Annotated in this window: 24 protein-coding genes; 5 read left to right on the forward strand and 19 right to left on the reverse strand. The window is 52.4% G+C overall.

Features of this window, described 5'->3' with window-relative positions:
* Positions 1-4 precede the first annotated feature (4 nt).
* The 3 genes from LZ634_RS02860 to LZ634_RS02870 all read left to right on the forward strand — a co-directional run bounded on the left by LZ634_RS02860 (position 5) and on the right by LZ634_RS02870 (position 1,387).
* Positions 5-235 (forward strand): hypothetical protein, encoded by a 231-nt coding sequence (locus tag LZ634_RS02860; RefSeq protein ID WP_234502261.1) that lies wholly within the window; start codon positions 5-7, stop codon positions 233-235.
* 17 nt (positions 236-252) lie between these two features.
* The gene (locus tag LZ634_RS02865) at positions 253-810 is read left to right on the forward strand and encodes a helix-turn-helix transcriptional regulator (RefSeq protein WP_234502262.1); all 558 of its coding nucleotides are present in this window, start codon (positions 253-255) and stop codon (positions 808-810) included.
* A gap of 64 nt (positions 811-874) precedes the next feature.
* The gene (locus LZ634_RS02870) at positions 875-1,387 is read left to right on the forward strand and encodes a GNAT family N-acetyltransferase (protein WP_234502263.1); all 513 of its coding nucleotides are present in this window, start codon (positions 875-877) and stop codon (positions 1,385-1,387) included.
* Between the two features lie 13 nt (positions 1,388-1,400).
* Here the strand turns inward: LZ634_RS02870 and hisP are convergent, their stop codons facing one another.
* The 6 genes from hisP to LZ634_RS02900 form a co-directional block, all read right to left on the reverse strand.
* Positions 1,401-2,174, reverse strand: a complete 774-nt coding sequence (gene hisP / locus LZ634_RS02875) for a histidine ABC transporter ATP-binding protein HisP (protein WP_234502264.1) — start codon at positions 2,172-2,174, stop codon at positions 1,401-1,403.
* A 7-nt stretch (positions 2,175-2,181) separates the two neighbouring features.
* The gene (locus LZ634_RS02880) at positions 2,182-2,898 is read right to left on the reverse strand and encodes an ABC transporter permease (protein WP_052285432.1); all 717 of its coding nucleotides are present in this window, start codon (positions 2,896-2,898) and stop codon (positions 2,182-2,184) included.
* Positions 2,895-3,581 carry a histidine ABC transporter permease HisQ gene (locus LZ634_RS02885; RefSeq protein WP_234502265.1) on the reverse strand — a complete coding sequence of 229 codons (687 nt, stop codon included), beginning with the start codon at positions 3,579-3,581 and terminating at the stop codon, positions 2,895-2,897. The genes LZ634_RS02880 and LZ634_RS02885 overlap by 4 nt, the downstream gene beginning before the upstream one ends.
* Before the next feature lie 64 nt (positions 3,582-3,645).
* Positions 3,646-4,428, reverse strand: coding sequence for a histidine ABC transporter substrate-binding protein HisJ (gene hisJ, locus LZ634_RS02890; RefSeq protein WP_163448740.1), 783 nt, complete (start codon positions 4,426-4,428; stop codon positions 3,646-3,648).
* A gap of 222 nt (positions 4,429-4,650) precedes the next feature.
* A complete protein-coding gene (gene argT, locus LZ634_RS02895; RefSeq protein ID WP_234502266.1) occupies positions 4,651-5,433 on the reverse strand; it encodes a lysine/arginine/ornithine ABC transporter substrate-binding protein ArgT in 783 nt (260 codons plus the stop codon).
* A gap of 288 nt (positions 5,434-5,721) precedes the next feature.
* Positions 5,722-6,291, reverse strand: a complete 570-nt coding sequence (locus tag LZ634_RS02900) for a UbiX family flavin prenyltransferase (protein WP_234502267.1) — start codon at positions 6,289-6,291, stop codon at positions 5,722-5,724.
* Positions 6,292-6,539: 248 nt separating this feature from the next.
* Between LZ634_RS02900 and LZ634_RS22720 the strand changes: the two genes are divergently transcribed.
* Complete coding sequence (locus LZ634_RS22720; RefSeq protein ID WP_414467726.1) at positions 6,540-6,632, forward strand: hypothetical protein; 93 nt, start codon at positions 6,540-6,542, stop codon at positions 6,630-6,632.
* A 30-nt stretch (positions 6,633-6,662) separates the two neighbouring features.
* Here LZ634_RS22720 and LZ634_RS02905 read toward each other — a convergent pair whose 3' ends face one another.
* From LZ634_RS02905 to LZ634_RS02920, 4 genes are all read right to left on the reverse strand, one after another.
* Positions 6,663-8,048, reverse strand: coding sequence for an amino acid permease (locus LZ634_RS02905; protein ID WP_234502531.1), 1,386 nt, complete (start codon positions 8,046-8,048; stop codon positions 6,663-6,665).
* 65 nt (positions 8,049-8,113) lie between these two features.
* Positions 8,114-9,217, reverse strand: a complete 1,104-nt coding sequence (locus tag LZ634_RS02910) for an alanine/ornithine racemase family PLP-dependent enzyme (protein WP_234502268.1) — start codon at positions 9,215-9,217, stop codon at positions 8,114-8,116.
* A gap of 1 nt (position 9,218) precedes the next feature.
* A complete protein-coding gene (locus LZ634_RS02915) occupies positions 9,219-10,640 on the reverse strand; it encodes an APC family permease (protein ID WP_234502269.1) in 1,422 nt (473 codons plus the stop codon).
* Positions 10,641-10,734: 94 nt separating this feature from the next.
* Positions 10,735-12,132 (reverse strand): diaminopimelate decarboxylase family protein, encoded by a 1,398-nt coding sequence (locus LZ634_RS02920; protein ID WP_234502270.1) that lies wholly within the window; start codon positions 12,130-12,132, stop codon positions 10,735-10,737.
* A gap of 211 nt (positions 12,133-12,343) precedes the next feature.
* Here LZ634_RS02920 and LZ634_RS02925 point away from each other — a divergent pair, with 211 nt between their 5' ends.
* The gene (locus tag LZ634_RS02925; protein ID WP_234502271.1) at positions 12,344-13,771 is read left to right on the forward strand and encodes a sigma-54 interaction domain-containing protein; all 1,428 of its coding nucleotides are present in this window, start codon (positions 12,344-12,346) and stop codon (positions 13,769-13,771) included.
* Positions 13,772-13,816: 45 nt separating this feature from the next.
* On the opposite strand, the gene purF is transcribed toward LZ634_RS02925, so the two are convergent.
* From purF to pdxB, 9 genes are all read right to left on the reverse strand, one after another.
* A complete protein-coding gene (gene purF / locus LZ634_RS02930) occupies positions 13,817-15,334 on the reverse strand; it encodes an amidophosphoribosyltransferase (protein ID WP_234502272.1) in 1,518 nt (505 codons plus the stop codon).
* Positions 15,335-15,367: 33 nt separating this feature from the next.
* Positions 15,368-15,856 (reverse strand): colicin V production protein, encoded by a 489-nt coding sequence (gene cvpA, locus LZ634_RS02935; RefSeq protein WP_052285426.1) that lies wholly within the window; start codon positions 15,854-15,856, stop codon positions 15,368-15,370.
* A gap of 209 nt (positions 15,857-16,065) precedes the next feature.
* Complete coding sequence (gene dedD / locus LZ634_RS02940; protein ID WP_234502273.1) at positions 16,066-16,740, reverse strand: cell division protein DedD; 675 nt, start codon at positions 16,738-16,740, stop codon at positions 16,066-16,068.
* Entirely contained in the window at positions 16,730-17,998 is a 1,269-nt protein-coding gene (gene folC / locus LZ634_RS02945; RefSeq protein ID WP_234502274.1) for a bifunctional tetrahydrofolate synthase/dihydrofolate synthase, read from the reverse strand. Before folC ends, dedD begins: the two co-directional genes overlap by 11 nt.
* 70 nt (positions 17,999-18,068) lie before the next feature.
* Entirely contained in the window at positions 18,069-18,983 is a 915-nt protein-coding gene (gene accD / locus LZ634_RS02950) for an acetyl-CoA carboxylase, carboxyltransferase subunit beta (protein ID WP_234502275.1), read from the reverse strand.
* 196 nt (positions 18,984-19,179) lie between these two features.
* Positions 19,180-19,839, reverse strand: coding sequence for a DedA family protein (locus tag LZ634_RS02955; protein ID WP_234502276.1), 660 nt, complete (start codon positions 19,837-19,839; stop codon positions 19,180-19,182).
* Positions 19,840-19,864: 25 nt separating this feature from the next.
* On the reverse strand, positions 19,865-20,677 hold the full coding sequence (gene truA / locus LZ634_RS02960; RefSeq protein ID WP_234502277.1) for a tRNA pseudouridine(38-40) synthase TruA: 813 nt from the start codon (positions 20,675-20,677) through the stop codon (positions 19,865-19,867).
* Positions 20,677-21,690 carry an aspartate-semialdehyde dehydrogenase gene (locus tag LZ634_RS02965; RefSeq protein ID WP_234502278.1) on the reverse strand — a complete coding sequence of 338 codons (1,014 nt, stop codon included), beginning with the start codon at positions 21,688-21,690 and terminating at the stop codon, positions 20,677-20,679. Before LZ634_RS02965 ends, truA begins: the two co-directional genes overlap by 1 nt.
* A 64-nt stretch (positions 21,691-21,754) precedes the next feature.
* Positions 21,755-22,882, reverse strand: coding sequence for a 4-phosphoerythronate dehydrogenase PdxB (pdxB, locus tag LZ634_RS02970; protein ID WP_234502279.1), 1,128 nt, complete (start codon positions 22,880-22,882; stop codon positions 21,755-21,757).
* Positions 22,883-22,917: the final 35 nt, after the last annotated feature.

Below are 22,917 nucleotides of genomic sequence, written 5' to 3' on the forward strand. Positions count from 1 at the left end.
ATAGATGAAGGAACATCCAGACAAACATATCCGGGCAGCAATTGAGTATGCGCTAGCGCGTGGATGGTTATTGAGTCCCGCCGGTCATAGCGCTCACTGTTTCGGCCGTTTGAAATGCGGCCTCGCGGAACACCGAGACCATATGATGAGTATCTGGTCGACACCGGCGGTTCCCCTTCATCATGCGCGGCAGATAATGCGGATGGTTGACCGCTGCCAGCGAAAACATTCATAGCTATGGAGGAAGGAACAATGTCGTTATTCAACTTCACGCTGACGCTTTCCGGCGTCACCCGCAGTACGCCTCACCTGGAAGACGCATTGTATAAAGCGCACTGCGACGATGCCCTAATCTGTTTTTATGGTACAGCGGTGTACCTCGATTTTGACCGTGAAAGCGACACGCTTGAGCATGCCATTTTGTCTGCTATCAAGGATATTGAATCCGCCCCAACGCTTAATGCCCGTGTCGAATCCGTCGATGCGGTACTGGTTGGCTTGAGTGATATCGCCGAACTTACCGGCGTATCCCGGCAGGCTATTTCGCTGCTAAAAGAGGGTTCCCGTGGTGCAGGTCAGTTTCCCGGCCCGATACAGCGCGTGAAGGGCAGTTCGCCGCTATGGCGCTGGCAAACGGTGGTTAAGTGGCTGGTTGACGAGGGGCGCTTGCCCGCACAATCGCCGATGGTAGCCCACGCCCGCACGCTGGACAGCCTGAATCTGGCGCTACAGCTACGCGCGTCACAGGAGAGCCAAACGGTGCTGAATTATTTCCAGGGGTTGAATTGCCCCGTACCGCTTAACCATTAACACCCTGTTATTGCTGTCTTTCAGGTGCTAAGGTAGCCCTTTAACTTCGCGTACTGGCACTCTGATGGCAACCCTCACCACCGCACGTTTACAGCTTTCGCCCTTTCATGAACACGACTGGCCTTTTTTCCTGTCGCTTCGACAAAACAGTGAAGTGATGCGCTTTATGGGAGAAATTCTGGACGAGGCGGCGATACGCGGGGTGTTTGAACAGCGCTGTAAGGAGCCGGGGATTTTCGTCATCCGCGATGAAAACGGCACTGCGCTCGGTGATATTGGCCTGCGGCTCAGCCACAAAAACCCGCATGAGGCTGACATAGGCTACGCGCTATTACCGCAGGCTCAGGGCCACGGCTATGCCATTGAGGCGCTCAATGCTATCTGCGACTATGGTTTTAACCAGCTTTCACTGTGGGCCATTAATGCGTGGGTATTAGGCGATAATCGCGGCTCAGCGCGACTTCTGGAAAAACGTGGATTTACCCGCACTCAGGTGCTGGAAAAAGCCTATCAGTTGGACGGCGAGTACTACGACGACTGGGTTTACCGGCTGGAAAACGCCCCCACCGCCAGGTGAGGGCGAAAAACATTTATTTGAGCGCTCCGCTCAGGAACTGCTGTAAACGGGCGCTTTTCGGATTGCCGAAAACCTCATCCGGCGCCCCCTCTTCCTCGATTTTTCCCTGATGAAGGAAAATCACATGCGAGGACACATGACGAGCGAAGCCCATTTCGTGAGTCACCACCACCATGGTTTTCCCCTCTTCCGCCAGTTGCTGCATGATGCGCAGCACTTCCCCAACCAGCTCAGGATCGAGCGCGGAAGTCGGTTCATCGAACAGCAGTACTTCCGGTTCCATCGCCAGCGCACGGGCGATAGAAACGCGCTGCTGCTGGCCACCGGACAAATGCACCGGATACTTATTCTGCTGGCGTTCGTCAATGCCCACTTTCGCCAGGTATTTCACCGCCCGCTCGCTCGCTTCAAGCTTACTAAGCCCCAGCACCTGAATAGGCGCTTCCATCACGTTCTCCAGCACCGTCATATGGCTCCAGAGGTTAAAGTGCTGGAAGACCATCGTCAGACGGGTACGCAACAGACGCAGCTGGTTCTTATCCGCCACCTTTAGCTGTCCGTCGGTATCACGCACCAGGCCAATATTCTGTCCGTTGACGATAATGGAACCTTCACTCGGTTTTTCGAGGAAGTTGATGCAGCGCAGGAAGGTACTTTTGCCCGAGCCGGATGAGCCGATGATGCTTATCACATCACCCGCATCAGCCTTAAGCGACACGCCCTTCAGCACTTCCTGCTCGCCGTAGCGTTTGTGCAGGTCGATTACGTTAAGTTTTTTATCAGACATCATATTCTCAGTGCGTAGAAGACGGTTTCATATGCTGCAACCAGCGTTTTTCCGCTTTACGGAACAGGCTTATCAGCACATACGAGATGATTAAGTACAGCACGGCCGCGATCCCGAAAGCGGTAAAGGGCTGGTAGGTTGCGGAGTTAATATCACGCGCAATTTTCAGCAAATCGGGCACAGTGGCGGTAAACGCCAGCGCCGTCGAGTGCAGCATCAGGATCACTTCATTGCTGTAGGCCGGCAGCGCAATACGCAGTGCCGATGGCAAAATAATGCAGCGGTAGAGCTTAAATGACGAGAAACCGTAGGCCCGCGCGGCCTCTATTTCCCCTGCGGGTACCGAACGAATAGCACCGGCAAAAATCTCGGTAGTGTAGGCACAAGTGTTGAGCGTTAAAGCCAGCACAGTACAGTTGAGGCCACTGCGGAAAAAGGCATTGAGCATCTCGGTGCCCTTGACGATTTCCAGCGTGTACATCCCGGAGTAGAACACCAGCAGTTGCACATACAGCGGCGTACCGCGAAAAATATAGGTGAACAGCCACACCGGGAATTTGATGTATTTGTTGCTGGAGACGCGCGCAATCGCCAGAAACAGGGCCATAAAGCCGCCCATCACCACCGACAGCACCAGCAGCCAAAGAGTGATTGCCACGCCGGTAAAACGATAACCGTCGCTCCACAGCAGCGCTTTCCAGTACTCCTGAATAATTTCAATCACAGGTCAGCCCTCTTCACACCCACGGAGTAGCGGCGTTCGAGCAGCAGCAACACGCCATTGGAAACGGTAGTAAATAACAGATAAATCAATCCGCAGACGATGGCGAAGTAGAACGGCTCCCAGGTGCTTTTGCCCGCAAGCTGAGTCGCTTTGACCACATCTTCCAACCCAAGCAGCGATACCAGCGCAGTGGCTTTTAAAATCACCTGCCAGTTGTTGCCAATCCCCGGCAGCGCATAGCGCATCATCGCCGGGAACAAAATGCGACGGAAGGTTTGTGCGCCGGTAAAACCGAAGGCCGTTGCCGCTTCAATATGCCCTTTCGGCACCGCCATAAAGGCGCCACGGAAGGTTTCGGTAAAATAAGCCCCGTAGATAAAACCGAGGGTGATGATCCCCGCGATCATCGGGTCGATATCAAACTGCGATAACCCGAGCGCGTCAGTCACCAGATTAAGCGCCATCTGCAAGCCGTAAAAAATCAGCAGCATCAGAACTAAGTCGGGCACCCCGCGAATCAGCGTGGTGTAGCCCTCAAAAATTAACGCCAGTACGCGATTTTGGGAGAGCTTGGCTCCCGCGCCGACCAGACCAATAAGCACGGCCAAAACCACTGAGCTGAGAGCCAGCTCGAGGGTAACAACGGCGCCCTGAAAAATAACCTGTGAAAACCCGTACAGCATGCTGCCAGTCCTGTCTTGACGCCCATCGTCCGGTAAAGCCGGGACGATGGGTTACTGGTGATGATTACTCGCCGTAAACGTTAAAATCGAAGTATTTTTTCGCCAGCTTGTCGTAAGTGCCGTCAGCGCGCATCTCAGCAAATGCCTTGTTGAGCGCGTTCAGCAGTTCGGTATCGTCTTTGCGCAGACCCATACCGGTACCCACCCCAAACAGCTTCTCGTCTTTAATCGACGGGCCGCCGAACTGGTAGTCTTTACCGATAGGCTGTTTCAGGAAACCTTCACTCGCCGCCACTTCGTCCTGGAATGCCGCGTCAATACGACCGGCGGTCAGGTCGGAGTAGATATTGTCCTGTCCCTGGTAGGAGACGATTTCAATACCTTTCGGTGCCCAGTGCTCGTTACCGTAGGTTTCCTGAGTGGTGCCCTGCAGCACGCCAACGCGCTTGCCTTTCAGCGTAGCGAGATCCGGCGTCACCGGGGAACCCTTTTTCACCACCAGACGGGAATCGGCGGCGTACAGTTTGTCGGTAAAGGCAATTTCCTGCTGACGTTTTTCAGTGATCGACAGCGACGACATAATGGCATCGATTTTCTTTGCTTTCAGCGAGGGGATCAGGGCATCCAGCGGGTTCTCCACGAAGGTACATTGTGCCTGGATGCGCTTACACAGCTCTTTTGCCAGATCAATGTCAAAACCCACTAATTCACCCTGTGCATTTTTTGACTCGAACGGTGCATACGTTGGGTCAGTACCAATACGCACTTTTTGCGGGATTGCTGCAAATGCGCTTGAAGCAGACGCAAGCGCTAAGACTAAAGAAAAAGATAACGCCAGTTTTTTCATATTATCCTCAACAGACAGTAATTCTTGTGGGTTTTTTAGAAATAATCTGAGCAGTTATCGTGCCATCTTTCGGCCCATCAAGGCAAAGCATTCTGCCCTGACTGATGGCTTTTTTCTCATTAAAAATGCTTAATTATGCAACCGCGCGCGATTTTCGAGCAAAAACCGCACCACCGTGGTGCATCGCAAAATCAATGCACCACGATGATACATTTGCTGCAGTTAGTCGCCGTAGACGTTGAAGTTGAAATATTTCTTCGCCATCTTGTCGTAGGTACCGTCAGCACGTAGCTCCGCCAGTGCTTTATCAAACGCCGCTTTCAGCTCAACGTCGTCTTTACGCAGCCCGACGCCAGTGCCATCACCAAAGAATTTCTTGTCTTTGACGGACGGACCCGCGAAATCAAAATCTTTACCCGCTGGTTGCTTGAGGAAACCTTCGCTGGCGGCAACTTCATCCTGGAATGCCGCGTCAAGACGACCGGCTGCCATATCGGAGTAGATCAGATCCTGGTTTTGATACGCCACAACATCAATGCCTTTGCTACGCCAGTTTTCGTTGGCATAAGCTTCCTGTGTGGAACCCTGCAGAACGCCGATATGCTTGCCTTTCAGCGCATCAAGGGTAGGCAAAATCGCCGAGCCTTTCGCCGCAATCAGGCGTGAATCCGCTGCATACAGCTTGTTGGAGAAGGCGATTTCCTGCTGGCGTTTTTCGGTTATCGACAGCGAAGAGATGATGGCGTCGATTTTCTTCGCTTTCATCGACGGGATCAGCGCGTCAAAGTCGCTGCCCACCCAGGTACATTTGATGCTGGCGCGTTTACACATTTCATTACCCAGATCGATATCAAAGCCGATGAAATCGCCTTTGGCATCTTTCGAGGAGAACGGTGCGTAGGTAGTATCGGTGCCGATACGAATGCTTTGTGGCAGTGCGGCAAATACGCTGGATGCGCTGCTGAGACCCAGCAGCAAAGAGAGAGCCAGAACCGTCTTCTTCATACGTTCCCCTATTAAATCGTGATGTCGTTAACTACTCATAATTATGTTGTGTGCGTCTGCAAAATCTTATTTGCATCTTCTGTGCCATCTTTAACACTAAAAAACACATTGTTAAAAATGTTAATAAAAAGATAACAAAAGGTGATCATAAAGAAAGATATCAGCCGCAGCGCATAAATCGAGCACAAATAGACAATCGGGATGATTAAATATCGAGGATTTGATCGGCGTTACAAAATCGCCCTGAAACAGGGCAAAGAATACATCATGCGCCCTGGTTGGGCGCGGCTACGCGCCGGTCCAGCGCGTAAAGAGATCCTGCGGCAGGTCGATATCGAAAAGATCGAGTACGCGATTTACCGTCTGGTTAATCACGTCGTCCAGCGATTGTGGGCGGTGATAAAATGCAGGTACTGGCGGCATGATAATTGCGCCAATCTCAGCTGCCTGGGTCATCAAACGCAGGTGCCCCAGGTGCAGCGGCGTTTCTCGTACGCACAGCACCAGCGGGCGGCGCTCTTTGAGCACCACGTCAGCGGCGCGCGTCAACAGGCCATCGGTATAGCTATTGACGATACCAGAGAGAGTTTTGATTGAGCACGGCAGAATAATCATCCCGGCCGTTTTAAACGAGCCTGATGAGATACTGGCACCGATATCGCGCGCGTCGTGCACCACATCGGCCAGCGCCTGAACCTCACGCAGCGAAAAGTCGGTTTCCAGCGCCAGCGTCTGGCGTGCCGCCTGGCTCATCACCAGATGCGTTTCCACATCCGGCAGGCTGCGCAGCACCTGCAATAAGCGAACACCGTAGATGGCGCCGCTGGCGCCGGAGATTCCAATGATGAGTCGTTTCACACAAACCGCCCTGTTTCCATAGTGGAGCAAACTTTGCCGGATTACGGCGCCAGACGCAACCGCGAGGCATGATTATCGGTGAGCGAACTTTCGCGTACCACTAGCCGTACCGGTAACAGCAAGCTTCTTTCACTCTCATCGTTCATCAGTAACTGGAAAGCATCGCTCCCCAGTTCACTTTATCGACTGCGCCGCCGACAGCACTGGAATAGCAACCGCTGTATAGTTTTGATAATCACCAGACGGCGGTGGAAAAACAGACCTTAACCTTTATTCCATGGTTTTGCTGGGCCAACCCTGGCGAAGGCAAAATGCAGATTTGGGTCGATGAAGCCCGATAAGGCGCTCTCGCGATGCGAGAACGCCCATCTTTATTTCAACGTTGGTCGAAAAATAAACCACGAGGCCACAATACAGGCCATCAAGAATAACTCAATCAGCATAATCAATAGCCCGGGTGCGCTAAACCAGGTGCCGATAATAATCGCAATATTAGTGATAATAACAAATCCAGCCACCCATGGAAAAAGCGGAGACCGATAGCGCAATAGGTTACGTGGATATTCACCATGGTTCACCGCACGTCGGAAGCGATACTGACACCAGCCAATGACAATCCACGCCAGACATCCCACCTGTCCGGTACTGGCTATCAGATAGAGGTAGAACTGCTGGGCGGAAATATAGCGCGTTAGCATCGACACCAGCGCAAAAATCACTGTCAGTAAAATGGCATTAACCGGAACGCCATGTTGACTAACCCGGCTAAAACAGGCAGGTGCAAATCGGTCCCCTGCCATTGACCACAGCATCCGCGAACTGGCGTAGATCGCCGAGTTGGCGGCAGACACTGCCGCGGAAAAGATAACCAACGTCATCAGGGTATCGGCGCCGGGGATCCCAACATGAGAAAATACCCAGACAAAAGGGCTTTGCCCGTTCGGGACCTGTGCACGTGGATAGACAAGAGCCAGGATAGCAATCGCCAGGCCATAAAATAAGATAATCCGCACGCCAATACCGAGGATCACTTTAGGTAAAATCGTCTGTGGCGACTCGGTTTCACCCGCCGCATTTCCCACCAGCTCCACACCTTGAAAAGAGTAAATAACGATCGTCATGCAAACCAGAATTTGCCACTCACCATGCGGTAACCAAACGCCATCCGTTTTCAGCGTCGGATGCCAACCTGTTTGCCCTATTAATGAATAGATCATGACGCCACCCGCTGCAATAAACAGCACGATGGCAAAGACTTTAAGAGCTGAAAGCCAGTATTCACACTCGCCAAAGCTTTTCGCCGAACAGAGATTAATGATTGTTAATGCCACGAGAATAATTGGACAGAAATAATAAACGGGAATAGTAGGTAAATAGTGGTGGGCGATAAAACTGGCGGCAGTTAAGTCGGCAGCAAGGGAGAAAACCCAGCTAAACCAGTACAACCAGCCGATGGTATAGCTCAATATGGGATGTGGAATAAACATCAACGCATAATGCTGAAACGAACCCGAGTGAGGAAATGCGCACGATAATTCGCCGAGACACATCATCGTCGCCAGCATGATGGCTCCGGCCAGTAAATAAGCCAGCAGCGTGCCCGCTGGGCCAACACTGTATAGCGGTTCGGCAATCCCGATAAACAATCCTGTTCCTATTGTCCCACCAAGCGACATCATTAATAGATGTCGCTTTTTTAAGTTACGACGCAACTCACCGGTTTGCGCTACTACAGGAGATTCTTGTAGGGTACTCATCATTACTCCCTATCTTTATGTAGGGGTCAGAGTGACGCTGCAGGCACGAACCCGCAGCGTTTTCTTTAGCGAGTGAATCGCATGGCAACGCCTTTGGTCTGACAAGCCATCAGCAGCCCGGTGTAATCAAGCTCGAAGCGGATCGCATCGCCAACCTGTAACGGCAAAGAGCAGGACTCAATATCGGCGAGAGTATGGTCGCTAGTCTGTCCAAGAATGGTTATTCCGTCATCACATGGTACGCAGTTATCCGCCGGTACATCCTGGCGGCCAAATGCCAGCAATGCGCGCTTACGTACACCGCTATCAATAAAGGTTTTGGTTTGCAAAAAAGCATCTACGCCCAGTTCGCCGACGGGGAACGTCGGTTTACTATTAAGCTCAATAATCTCCGCCTCCAGAACGTACATATCCGAACAAGCTTTCTCCACCGGCTTAACTGAATGATGAAATTCATCCAGATATTTCATATCAACGTATTCGATACCAAATTCATGCAACCCGCCAATACGCAGATGATTCAACCCGTGTGGCCAGACGCCCTTATCCAGTAGATGATAGCTCGTGCAGTTGCCCGCGGATAAACGGCGTATTTTCACGCCGCTGTCTTGCTCCAGTCGTGCTGCCAGAGCCAGAAAATCATCACCATTTTTGACCGTGGGTAGAACGGTGCCGTAGCAGTTGAAATTAGTGCCAAGCCCATACAACGCGAGGCAAGGCAATGCGGTGATAAGATTGATTGTTTCGAGGATTTTCGCATATTCGCTAAACCAGATACCTTCGCGCAAATCGCCCATATCAATCATCAGTAGAATCTGATGCGTTTTCCCCTGGCGGCAAGCTTCCTCCGATAATGCACGCAGGATCAGCGGTTCGCTGTTTAAACTAATATCGGCATAGCGAATAACATCCTCAATCTCACTCAGGCAAGGACTGCGCAGCAAACAGGTTGTGCAGCCAATATTACGGAGCTTTTTCAGGTTGTAGGTACGTGATTCGGCAATAACCTGAATCCCGCCATCAAAAACCGCCTGAGCCGTTTCCACGCAGCCATCAAAGACTTTATTTACTGCCATAACCTCAATACCGCTGCTGGCTAATAACGTTTTTTCAGTTCGCGCGTTTTCTTCCAGTTTACGTAAATTGATTTCCAGAGTAGGCATATACATTTTATTTACCCCCGGCCATATTCAGTCGTGCATTACGCTTTATTGCGCGATGGTAGATGCATTCGGCGACAATTACTGCCAACAGGGCACCAGCGACAATCTTGCCGGCGTACTGGAAATATCCACCCATATCGATTTGTGACGGCGGGATAAACAGCAATCCAACGGCAAAGGCGATGGAAATAAAGCCTAATGCAGGCAAAACGGCAGGCAAGATTTTGCCCGGAATTTTGAAACTTCTTGGTGTGTCAGGTTGCGTCTGACGCAGCCGCCAGAACGCCGGGAACATCACCAGATAAGGGATAAAATAGGTAATTGTCGTTAACGCAGTTAGCATCCAGTATGCCGCAGCGACGCTGGGTGAAATGAAGGTGGAGAAGCACAGTACCGTCACAATAATTGCTTGTACGATCAACGCAAAGACCGGCGTTTTCCATACCGGATGCAGCTGCGCGATTTTATCACCTAACAGATTATCTTCGCGGGAAGCCTCCTGAAGCATATAGATAGGCCCGACCAGCCACGAATTAATCTGCCCCAGCGCACCGAAGAACATGCAGAAGGCCATTACCGGAATCAGCCACGGCATATGCAACGTATCTGCCGCCGCATGCATCGCCTGCATTACCCCGGCAACAATATCGGTTTGTCCTGCGGGCAATAGCGTATTCAGCGCCCAGGTACCGATCATGTAAATCCCCACAATCACGGCGGCAGACACGGCCATTGCACGAGGGAAATCGCGCTGTGGATTGCGAGTACGCCCTGCAATCATCGGTGCCACTTCCAGCCCAGCAAAAGCAAACATCATGCTGGAGAGGAATACAATGGTATCCCAGTGACTTAGATCCGGAATCCAATTTGCGGCCGTCGCGTAGTCAGTTTGCATCGAATGCCCGGTCAGCAACCAGACAATCGCCAGGATAATTAATATCGCGGAGGGAATAAATACGCCGCACCAGGCGCTAATACTATTGATGATTTTGGTCCATTCCATGCCGCGAATATTCATCAGCGTCAGCAGCCAGAAAATGGCTGCCGAGCCAATGCCAATAAACGCTTTATTTTCCGCCAGACCATTACCAATCATGTATCCCAGCGCAGTAAAACCAAATTGCAGCATCAGCGGGAAAAACAGCACGCAGGAAAAGAGAAAACAAACCACAACAATCCACGCAATACGTTTGCCAAAGGCCTCTTTAATCCAGACAAAAATACCGCCATCTTTCGGCCAACCGGTGGACAGTTCTCCACATACCATCGCCAGCGGAAAGAACAGGCAAAATGCAGCAATCACCCACAACAGCATGGCAGAAGCCCCGTAAGGTGCCACGTTGGGGATTTGTCGCAAACTTAAAATTGCAATGACATTCATAAAGACAATGTCTTTAATGCCAAGTAAGCCAGAACTATTATTACTCATGGCTATCTCCTATTATCCACAAAGGGAGAAATATCCCTTTGCAGATCGCGTTATCCAGCGGCCTCAGCATTCCCTGAGGCCCAAATATATTGATTTAGTAAATGTCGTAATTAACCATATCTTCGTAGCTGTCTTCCCGACGAATTAACCGATCTTTTCCGTCTTTATCGATAATAACGACGGCCGAACGCGGACGGTTGTTATAAACGGTCTGGCTTTCGATGGTGTAAGCACCCGCATCAAGGAATGCGACGATATCGCCAATCGCAGTGTCCTGCGGCATCAGGAACTCTTCCCCTTTAACACCCATATGGAAATAATCACCGCCGTCGCATAACGGGCCAGCAAGCTTAATCCAGGCATCGTGCGACTCTGCCATACGGGAGGCGTTATAAACATAGAAGAACCAGTCAAAATGCTGGCTGTCAGAAAGAATGCTGTACCCGGCATCGACAAATTTCCATTCGACATGGCACTCGACGTTTCCATTCAGGTCGTAGTTAGTTTTACGTTTTTCACACGAGACCTCCGTCAGCAGAACTGCCGCTGAACCGGTGACTTTACGCCCAGGCTCAATGCAAATTTCAACATCCGTGCGCCATTTATGCACCTCGCGGATAACCGCATCGGCAAAGTCCTGCGCCGTAATCCCGGCATACATGTTGTCTTTGAGCGGATCGCCATTCTCTTCATCATATTTGTAAGGAACGGGAATACCGCCGCCCACGTTAATCAGATCAAATTTAATCCCAAGAACCTCTTCCAGACGGCGGGACTCGTCTACCAGAACTTTGGTGGCTTTCGCAAAAGGTTCTGATTCAGGCACCTGGTCACCCACATGCATGTGCAGCCCGCGCAAATGAACGTAAGGCATCTCAAGGATCCTACGGCAGGTCTCTTCCGCCTGCTCAAGGTCCAGACCTGATTTGGCGTGAAACGCCGTCACCAGCTCAGCATGAGTTGCAGAAGGCACATTCGGTTCTACACGCACGCATACATTGGCTACTTTCTTCAGCCTGCGGGAAATAGCATCGATATGATCCAATTCGTACAGGCTATCGACGTTAATCAGATACAGATCATTGGCAATAGCATATTCAAGATCGGCTGGCTTTTTGACTACTCCATTGAAGACGATTTGGTCACCACGGAAACCAATTTCCAGGCACTTGCGAACTTCATACTGCGAGTTTGCCTCAGCGCAAATACCCGCATCTTTAATGGCTTTCAGCACCCCCATGACGGAACAGGTTTTTGAGGCAAAAAAGGTTTTCGTTTTCTTGTGCGCGGCAAATGATAATTCTATTTCCTTGATATTCCTTATAATTTCTTGCTCTGAGAAAACATAGAACGGCGTTGGATATTTTCGTGCTAAGGCATCCAAATCAACCCCTTCAAAACACAGGTGGCCATCCCTTTGCTGGAAGCGTCGGTCGCCCTCAACCACTTTCCCACGTAATTGATTGTAGTTTTCAATAATCGAGTCAGTCATAACACCCTCTGCGTATCTTCAGTTTAAAAACCACACTTTCCTGATGGATATAGAGCAACAAGCGCGCCACGATTTTTATCGTTTAAATTCAATAAATTAAAATAATAAACATTTTTTATTTTTCGTCTCTTAGTGTGTTATTCATCACATCGACGAAATTTTGTCACATTTAAAATAGGGTTAATACTCATGAAATGGACTTGATTTTGCTATGGCATCAACGAATGAAGAACTGGCTGCCGCGCTCAAAATGTTTTCGCGTTTCTTCGATCTGATACATCAACCACTGGCCGTGATTAATGAACGAGGTGAATACGTCTACTACAACCAGGAAAGTGCGGAGCTTGATGGATACAGCATTGAACAGGCGATGGGCAAGCATATGCTGGACGTTTATCCCAGGATGAAAGAGACCCAAAGCACCATGCTGTCATCTTTGAAGGAAGGGGTTGAATATATTGGTCATTACCAGATTTACTACAACGCTCGAGGTCAGGCGGTGGATTACCAACATACCACTGCCCCGCTCTACTCAAACCAGGGCAACATGGTCGGCGTCATCGAAATTGGCAGGAACATGTCGGGTGTCAGACGCTTGCAGGAACAGGTGGTGGAGCTAAACCATCTGTTATACGCCCAGGGGCATGAAAAACACCATGCCATCATTACTGAAAATGCAGAAATGCTGGCCAATATTGCCAAGGCAAAACGCCTGGCCATCAGCAATATTCCGGTAACTATTGTGGGTGAGACCGGGACGGGGAAAGAGCTTTTTTCTCGGCTTATTCATCAATACAGCAAGCGTGCCGACAAACCATTTATTGCCCTGAACTGCGGTGCGCTACCGCCAACCTTAGTCGAAAGCACTCTTTTCGGCACCATGCGCGGTGCCTATACCGGCGCAGAAAACAGTCTGGGATACCTGGAGTTGGCTAACGGTGGGACGCTCTTCCTGGATGAACTGAACGCCATGCCCATCGAAATACAAAGTAAATTACTGCGCTTTTTACAAGATAAGACGTTCTGGCGGCTCGGCGGCCAAAAACCAATTCACTCTGACGTCCGTATTATCGCCGCAATGAATGAAACACCGGTACGATTGATTCAGCAAGAACGGCTACGCCCGGATCTGTTTTACCGGCTCAACGTCGGTATGCTCATGTTGCCGCCTCTCCGTACTCGTCCGGAAGATATTCCTCTGCTGGCCAATTATTTCATTGATAAATACCGTCGCGAGGTTCCACAAGATATCCATGGTTTAAGCGAGGCAGCACGCATGGCACTACTGGACAACCCCTGGCCAGGCAACGTTAGAATGCTGGAAAATGCAATTGTCCGCAGCATGATCATGCAGGAAACAGATGGCATGCTGAAAAATATCATCTTTGACAATGAAGAACTTAATTTAGGTTTTCCGGAGATCCCAACGGTTGCCAGTCATATCGCTGAAACTGAGTTGCAGCAGGAAAGTTCGCTTGAGGCTCGGGTGGCTAACTATGAAAGGGGTTTGATAGAAACCGCGCTGGATACATATCAGGGGAATATTGCAGCAGCGGCGCGAACGCTTAACGTTTCCCGGACGACTCTGAACTATAAAATACAGAAGTACGGCATCCGTTTTGGTGTCATCCATCGCTGAAAATAGCCAGCGACGAAAGAAACGTCGCTGGCTGAGAGAGTGGACTTAACCTTCGTTGTGCATCTCTAAGTTTTCGACTTCATTTTGCAACAGCATCGCTTTGGCGTCGTCATTGCGCAGTGAATCGAGGAAATCAAGATAGGTCTGGTCAACGTCTTTGGTAACGTACACGCCGTTAAATACCGAGCATTCAAACTGCTGAATGTCCGGGTTCTCAGCGCGTACGGCTTCAATCAGATCGTTAAGATCCTGGAAGATAAGACCGTCTGCACCGATGATCTGTCGGATTTCATCCACTTCACGCCCGTGAGCAATCAGCTCGGTAGCGGTTGGCATATCAATACCGTAGACATTCGGGAAACGAATTTCAGGTGCAGCGGAGGCCAGATAGACCTTTTTCGCTCCGGCTTCACGCGCCATTTCGATAATCTGCTCAGACGTGGTACCCCGCACGATGGAATCATCCACCAGCAGGACGTTCTTACCGCGGAACTCAGCGCGGTTGGCGTTGAGTTTACGGCGCACTGATTTACGACGCAGCTGCTGGCCCGGCATGATAAAGGTACGGCCAACGTAACGGTTTTTCACAAAACCCTGGCGGTACGGTTTATCCAGAATACGGGCAATCTCCAGCGCGATATCGCAAGAGGTTTCTGGAATCGGGATAACCACGTCGATATCCAGATCTTCCCACTCGCGGGCGATTTTCTCGCCAAGCTTGGTGCCCATGTTGACGCGAGCGCTGTAGACGGAAATCTTATCGATAAAGGAGTCCGGACGCGCAAAGTAGACGTATTCGAACAGGCATGGATTGCTCACCGGGTTGTCAGCACATTGACGGGTAAACAACTGCCTTTTCTCAGTGATGTAGACTGCTTCGCCCGGCGCCACATCGCGCAGGAATTCAAAGCCCAGCGTATCCAGCGCAACGCTTTCGGAAGCCACCATATACTCGGTACGGCCATCGCCAATATCACGCTTACCCAGCACCAGCGGACGGATGCCATTAGGGTCGCGGAAAGCAACCATGCCATGACCGATAATCATCGCGACACACGCATAGGCACCACGAATCTGACGATTCGTCGCGGCAATGGCGGCAAAGATATTGTCGGCTTCCAGCGGATAATGGCGGAAGTTATCCAGCTCGCTGGCAAAAATATTGAGCAGGATTTCAGAGTCAGAAGTGGTGTTGATGTGGCGGCGTTTCTCTTCAAACAGCTTCTGACGTAACTCATGCGCGTTGGTCAGGTTGCCGTTGTGCGCAAGCGTAATACCGTATGGCGAGTTAACGTAGAAAGGCTGAGCTTCAGAAGCGCTGGAGCTGCCCGCCGTTGGGTAGCGCACATGGCCAATACCCATATTGCCCTGCATACGCTGCATGTGGCGGGCTTCAAAGACATCGCTGACCAGGCCGTTTGCCTTACGCAACCGGAAGCAGTTGTTGGCATCAATGGTGATGATGCCAGCGGCATCCTGTCCACGGTGCTGCAGCACCGTTAGCGCATCATAAATCGACTGGTTAACCGGCATGACACCGGCGATACCGACAATACCGCACATACGTCTTTTCCTCGTTAAGCAACGACCCAAAGTTTATACTTTGGGCAAGAAACTTGACGAGCTTTGGAGGTATTCGAAAAACCATCTGATAACCGGTGAGAAATAGGGAATAAACTGCGAGTGCAGCCAGTCATCGCTCTTCGCCATCCCGGTAAAGGTATCGAGGAAGAACAAGATGGCGGCGATAATCAGCACCCCACGTAAAGCGCCAAAGCAGATCCCCAACACCCTATCTGTACCCGACAGACCGGTTTTTTCCACCAGTTGGCCTATCACATAGTTCACGATAGCACCAACGATGAGCGTTACGATAAACAGCGCCGCAATCGCAATCCCGTTTCGAACCCGTTCATCTTCAAAGCCCGTAAACCAGACAGACAGTTCCGTGTAGTAATGGCTGGCAACGTAGAAGGCACAGCCCCAGGTTACCAACGATAATGCTTCACGAACAAAGCCGCGGATAAGGCTCACTAAGCAAGAAAAGCCCAGTACCGCGATAATGGCATAATCAATCCAGACCATAAATGTCCCACGATTTTACGCCCTGTCATCCAGTTCGGGCGCATTCTAACAGAAAAAGAAAACGTTTGCGTAGGGATTTCCTTCCCTGGCGTAAATAAAAAATGGCGCTGAAAAAATATTCAACGCCACGGTTTCGGGCCCACACCTACGGGCAAAAAAATGCCCCTCATCCCGCTGTGGGAAGGGTTTGGGTGCAGGGTAAAGCTGCGTTAGTTCGGGGTATACCCCATCACGACACCGCTTAATCCCGACAGCTGTTTCAGCTCGCCAAGCGAACCTTTCAGCTTATCTTTTGAGGCTTCCGGGCCAACAAGAATACGCGTAATTTTACCCTGAACCGGCGTAGAAGGCGACGTGTAAGCGCGATAACCCGCACCGCGCAGGCTGGCGACAATTTCATTCACCTTATCGGCGTTCTTCAGTGCCCCCAACTGCACCACGTAAGCTTTCCCCACCGGCGCAGGCTGCTCTTCCGGCGCAGCTTTTGGCGGTGACGTGACGGCAACCTGTTCTGTTACCGGCTGTGGTTTAGGCTTAGGTTTTTCAGCCGGCTTCGGTTTTGGCGGTTCAGCCGTCGGCGGGATCTGTTCCAGATCGCCGTTGCCGTTGACCGCAAGGCGGCTGGAATCCAGCGACGGTGCCGCAGCATCCCCCGCCCTGACTTCTTCTGCCGCACCTTCAGGTGGCTGCGCTGGCAGCGCCTGCGTGGCGGTTGGCAACATATCGGGCTCGTCGCGATCGCCTGGTTTTGGCACCAGCGGAATAGCCGCGAACTCATCCTGATAATGTTTTTTTTGCCCGTCAAGAAGCCCTGGCAGCACGATAACGCCCAGGGCAACTAATACTATCGTCCCGACAAGACGGTTTTGAAACTTACTTGCCACCAGCTATCCCCGCGTCCAACTCTTCCATCACATGCGCTACCGTGTGGAACGAACCACACACCAGCACCGTATCCTCCGGCATCGCGTCGGCCATTGCGGCACGCCAGGCCTGTGCCACGGTGGCAAAAACGGTACCAGCCTGCAGATGTTCCCGCAGCTGTTCCGCTGTCGCCCCTCGAGGCCCTTCCAGCGGTGCGCAATACCAGTCGTCAACGACCTCTTCCAGACATGCCAGCGTACCGGCAATATCCTTATCATGCAGCATACCAATAACCGCCCGTACTCGCCCATTTTTCGGCAGTGATTTGAGACGTCCGGCAAGGTAGGCCGCCGCATGCGGGTTATGCGCAACGTCTAAAATGACGCGCGGCTCAGTTTGAATTGTCTGGAAACGGCCTGGCAAAATCGCGTTAGCAATGCCGTCACGAATGGCTTGTTCACTGACCGCCAGTCCGCTAGCGCGCAGTGCGGCCAGCGCCGTGGCAGCGTTAGGCTGCGGTACGTTGGGCAGCGGCAGATCCTGCATCTCGCCCTGCGCATCGCTAAAGCTCCAGCTGTCGGCCTCAACCGTATAGCGCCAGTCCACGTCACGCTGGCGCAGCAGGGCGCCTTTTTCCTTCGCCACATCGGCAATGGTATGCGGCATATCCGGCTCGCCAACGATGGCAGGACGCCCACCGCGGAACACCCCCGCTTTCTCACGACCGATACTTTCGCGATCCGGCCCTAACCAGTCGGTATGATCCAGCGCGATGCTGGTCACTACGGCGACGTTAGCATCGACAATATTGGTCGCGTCCAGACGCCCACCCAGCCCCACTTCAAGGATAACGACGTCAACCTTCGCCTGCTTAAACAGCCACAGCGCGGAGAGGGTGCCGTATTCAAAATAAGTGAGTGAAGTTTCGCCGCGTGCATTTTCAATCGCCGCAAAAGAGGCGGTGTGGTCGCTTTCGGTAAGCTCCGCACCCTGTACGCGTACGCGTTCGGTGTAGCGAACCAGATGAGGTGAGCTGTAAACGCCCACCGTATAGCCCGCGGCCATCAGAATGGTTTCCAGCGTACGGCAGGTGGTACCTTTGCCGTTAGTTCCGGCAACGGTAAACACAAACGGCGCAGGCTGAAGCACGTCCAGTTGACCCGCCACCAGGCTGACTCGCGCCAGACCCAGGTCGATAGTTTTTGAATGGAGGTTTTCCAGATAAGAAAGCCACGTAGCCAGGGGCGACGTGGCCTGAGGAATAAGATGTTTTTCCATGGTGCCCGCAACTTTCAACGGTGAATAAAAGCAAAAAGGGCAGCGCCATCCGGCCCTGCCCTTTGCATTATCAGGCCTCGGGTTCCTGATCCGGTACCGGCGGTACCACCACGCTGTCGCGCGGCGCATCCGGATTCGGTGCCGGGAGATTCATCAGCTTGGCCAGAACGCTGGCCAGCTTCAGACGCATTTCCGGACGGCGAACAATCATATCGATCGCGCCCTTCTCGATGAGGAACTCACTGCGCTGGAAGCCCGGCGGCAGTTTCTCACGAACGGTCTGTTCGATAACGCGTGGACCGGCAAAGCCAATCAGCGCTTTCGGTTCTGCAATGTTCAGGTCGCCCAGCATGGCGAAACTTGCGGAAACGCCGCCCATGGTTGGGTCGGTCAGCACGGAGATATACGGTAAACCGCGCTCCTGCATTTTTGCCAGCGCCGCAGAGGTTTTCGCCATCTGCATCAGTGACATCAGCGCTTCTTGCATACGTGCACCGCCGGATGCGGAGAAGCAGATCAGCGGGCAGTTATCTTCCAGCGCCTGCTCAACGGCACGGACAAAGCGCGCACCTACCACGGAACCCATTGAGCCACCCATAAATGAGAACTCAAAGGCGGCGGCAACTACCGGCATGGTATGCAGAGTGCCTTTCATGACAATCAGCGCGTCTTTTTCACCCGTCTCTTTTTGAGCGGATGCCAATCTGTCTTTATACTTTTTAGAGTCACGGAACTTCAGCACGTCTTTCGGCTCAAGTTCACTACCCAGTTCTACCAGGGACCCTTCATCTAACAAGCTATGCAGGCGATTACGCGCTGACATACGCATGTGATGATCGCACTTAGGGCAAACCTCGAGGTTACGCTCCAGCTCGGCGCGATACAAAACCTGACCACAGCTATCGCACTTGGTCCATACCCCTTCCGGGATGCTCGCCTTGCGGGTAGGTGTGATGTTGCTTTTAATTCGTTCAATCCAGCTCATTGATAACCTTTCTGCCTGAACCTGGTCGATGCCAGTTTTGCCATTAAGGGGGCGCGCATAATGCCACTTTTGCCCCTCATAGACCATGAATGTTGCACATTAAAACATAACAGCCCGAAACTTGGCATAAAAAAGTGGTCGAACCGCGAAACATGCCATAACGGGGCACGGCTGAATCGTGCCCCGTATGCTTCATTTATTTTGCCTGTTTTGCTGCGGCGCGACGATGGCGAATCACTTCGATAACCCCCGGTAATACCGAGAGAACGATAATCGCCACAATTAGCAGCTTCAGGTTTTCCTGCACGATTGGCAGGTCACCGAACAGATAGCCCGCGTAGGTAAACAGCAGCACCCACAGCAGCGCCCCGGTCACGTTATAGAATGCAAAATGACGATAGGACATATGGCCCATTCCCGCCACAAAAGGCGCAAATGTTCTGACGATGGGCACAAATCGCGCCAGGATAATGGTTTTTCCACCGTGCTTATCGTAGAAGGCATGGGTCTTATCCAGGTAGCTGCGGCGGAAAATCTTTGAGTTTGGATTGCTGAACAGCTTCTCGCCGAACAGCCGCCCAATGGTGTAGTTCACCGCATCGCCAAGAATGGCAGCAATCACCATCAGCAGCACCATCAGATGTACGTTGAGATCGTTGGTCGGCAGCGCGGAGAGCGCACCGGCAACGAACAACAGCGAGTCGCCCGGCAGGAACGGCGTAACCACCAACCCCGTTTCGCAAAACAGGATCAGGAACAGAATGGCGTAAACCCAGATGCCATACTGCGCGACCAGTTCAGCCAGATGCACATCGATATGCAGGATGAAATCAATTAAAAAACGGATAAGGTCCATATTGTTTTAGCCCCAAATGACTACATTAGTCCGCCAGGAAAAGCGGCCCCATCGGCACGGAAGGCAGGTCAAAGTGCGCGGGATAATCTACCGCCACCAGATACAGCCCTTCCGCTTTCGCCGTCGCGGCGGCAAGCGTCCTGTCTTTTGCCGCCAGCAGTTCTGCAATCCAGCTCTCCGGCTGGTTTCCTGCGCCAACTTCCATCAGGCTGCCAACAATATTCCTTACCATGTGATGCACAAAGGCATTCGCTTTGATGTCCACCACGATGTACGCGCCGTAGCGGGTCACGTTGATGTGCATCAGATTGCGCCACGGCGTGCGCGACTGGCACTGCACCGCCCGAAACGAGGTGAAATCATTCTCACCCAGCAGGCTTTGCGCCGCGCGGTGCATCCTTTCGGCGTCCAGCGGCTGGTGATAATGCGTCACCCCCTGGCTCAACACCGCCGGACGCAACCGGTGATTGTAGATAATGTAGCGATAACGGCGCGCCGTTGCGCTAAAGCGCGCGTGGAAATCGTCGGGTACAGCTTTCACCCAACGCACCGCGATGTCACCAGGCAAATTCGCATTTACGCCCAATGTCCATGCCGCGTCTTTACGCGCAGCGTGGGTTTCGAAGTGCACGACCTGGCCTGTACCGTGTACGCCGGAATCAGTACGTCCGGCGCAAAACACATTAATTGGCTCATTCGCGACCTGCGAGAGCGCCTTTTCAAGCTTCTCCTGCACGCTGCGCACTTCATTTTGCCGCTGCCAGCCGTAGTATTTGCTGCCGTCATATTCAATGCCCAGCGCAATACGGTAGACAGGCGGTTGCTCCATCCCGGACATTAGTACATATACTCCTGCACCAGCTTCTCAGCCGTTTTCACTGCCATCAATGCACCGCCGAAACGGACGTTATCGGCAACGGACCAGAACTGGATCTGCTCAGGCATGCCGTAGTCGTTGCGAACGCAGCCGACAGAGAGGTGCGCACTGTTTGTCGCATCGCCAACCTGCGTCGGGAACTCGCCCTCTTCAGACAGAACAACATCTTCGCCGCGAGAAAACGCATCGCGCGCTTCTTCCGCCGCCAATGGGCGCATCGCCTCAAAGGAGACCATCTGCGCGTGACCGTAAAACACCGGTGATTGAATGCAGTTGGCGGAAATCATCAGGCCGTCGTCCTGCAGAATTTTACGCACCTGATCGACGATACGACGTTCGTCGCGCACGCTACCTTCGCGGTCTGGCAGCATCGGCAACATGTTGAACGCCAGTTGACGACCGAAGAAATCACCTTCATCAATCGGCATACCGTTCAGCAGCTTAGCGCTCTGTCCCGCCAGCGCGTCGACCGCTTTTTTACCGTGCGCGGAAGCGGAGATCAGGCTGGTCACGTTAATGCGCGATAGACCACCTTCATCAATCAGCGGCTTCAGCGCGCTCAGCAGTTGACTGGTCTGGCTATCGGCAACGGCAATCAGGTTGCGGTTACGATAATCCGCAAGAACGGATGGATTCACATCCGGCACTACCAGCGGTACGTCTGGCTCCAGCGCAAACAGGCCGCTGAGATCGATAATCAGACAGCCTGCGTTACTGGCTTCTTCGACGTAGGTCGCCGTTGCTTCCTGACCGGCCACAAAGAACGCCAGCTGCGCCTGAGTCCAATCGAACTCCGTCGCATCCTGCACCATTACCGATTTACCATTAAAACGCAGGTGTTCACCGGCGCTTTCATTGCGCGCCAGCGCATAGATATCACCCACCGGGAACTGACGTTCAGCAAGGGTTTCAAGCAGGGCTTCGCCTACGGCGCCGGTTGCGCCCAGGATGGCAATATTCCAGCCTTCAGACATGGTGATTTACTCCAGAAAAAATGGCGACCCTGCCGGAGTATCCGACAGGGGCATTAAGAAGACATTAACGATGTACGGCGTTAAACCCGATTTGTTGCAGCAGCGCGGCGGCGTCAGCATCGTCGCACTCAACGGTGAGTGATGACCATTCGCGGCGCTCAAGGTAATTCTTACGCAGCTTGTCAAATTCGCCCGGGATCCCCGCAACTTTTCGCAGCGGTGCGTCATCGCGGCGCACATCATACACTAAATGAACCAGTCTTTTCAGCGTTGGCTGATCGAGCGGCCCATGAAGGCTAATGTGGCCAAATTCCGGCGCTGGCAGCAGCGAGGAGAGCGCCACTTCCTGCGGCTGGCCGATAAACTGGCTATAGGCTTCAAACACCTGAGTGGTGCCGCGCGCTTTGCCTTCAAGGGTATAACCGGCGATATGAGACGTACCCAGATCCACTTTCTCCAGCAATGCGAGATTAAGATCCGGTTCCGGCTCCCAGACGTCCAGCACCACGCTCAAATCCTGACCATCTTCCAGACAGGCAAGCAGCGCCGCGTTATCGACAACCGGCCCACGGCAGGCGTTGATTAAAATAGCCCCCGATTTCAGGCGACGAATCAGCGCCTCATCGGCCAGATGCAGCGATTTGTACGGCCCTTCTTTATACAGCGGGGTGTGGAAGGTCAGAACGTCGGCTTGTTCAACCAGATCGTTGAGCGATTTGAAATCACCCGCGTCACCATTATCAGCACGCGGCGGATCGCACAGCAGCGTTTTAATGCCCAACGCTTCCAGCCGCTTTTGCAGACGTCCGCCGACGTTACCGACACCCACAATCCCCACGGTACGATCGGTCAATGCGAAACCATCGCGTTCGGCCAGCATCAGCAGCGCGGAAATGACGTATTCAACCACCGCAATCGCATTGCAACCCGGGGCTGCTGAAAATCCAATGCCAGCCTGCTGCAGCCAGGCGTGATCAACATGGTCAGTGCCCGCCGTTGCGGTACCGACAAACTTAATCGCTTTGTCGCCCAGCAGTGCTTCATTGACCTTCGTGACGGAGCGCACCATCAGGGCATCAGCATCGGTTAACGCTTCCATCGGGATAGGACGGCCTGGAACAGCACTCACCTCACCCAAACGGCTGAAAAGCTCGCGGGCATAGGGCATATTTTCATCAACAAGGATTTTCACGATTAGTACCTGTCTGAGAACGAGAGTAAACCGGG

Source organism: Kluyvera intermedia (assembly GCF_021440345.1).
Taxonomy (GTDB): Bacteria; Pseudomonadota; Gammaproteobacteria; order Enterobacterales; family Enterobacteriaceae; genus Kluyvera; species Kluyvera intermedia_A.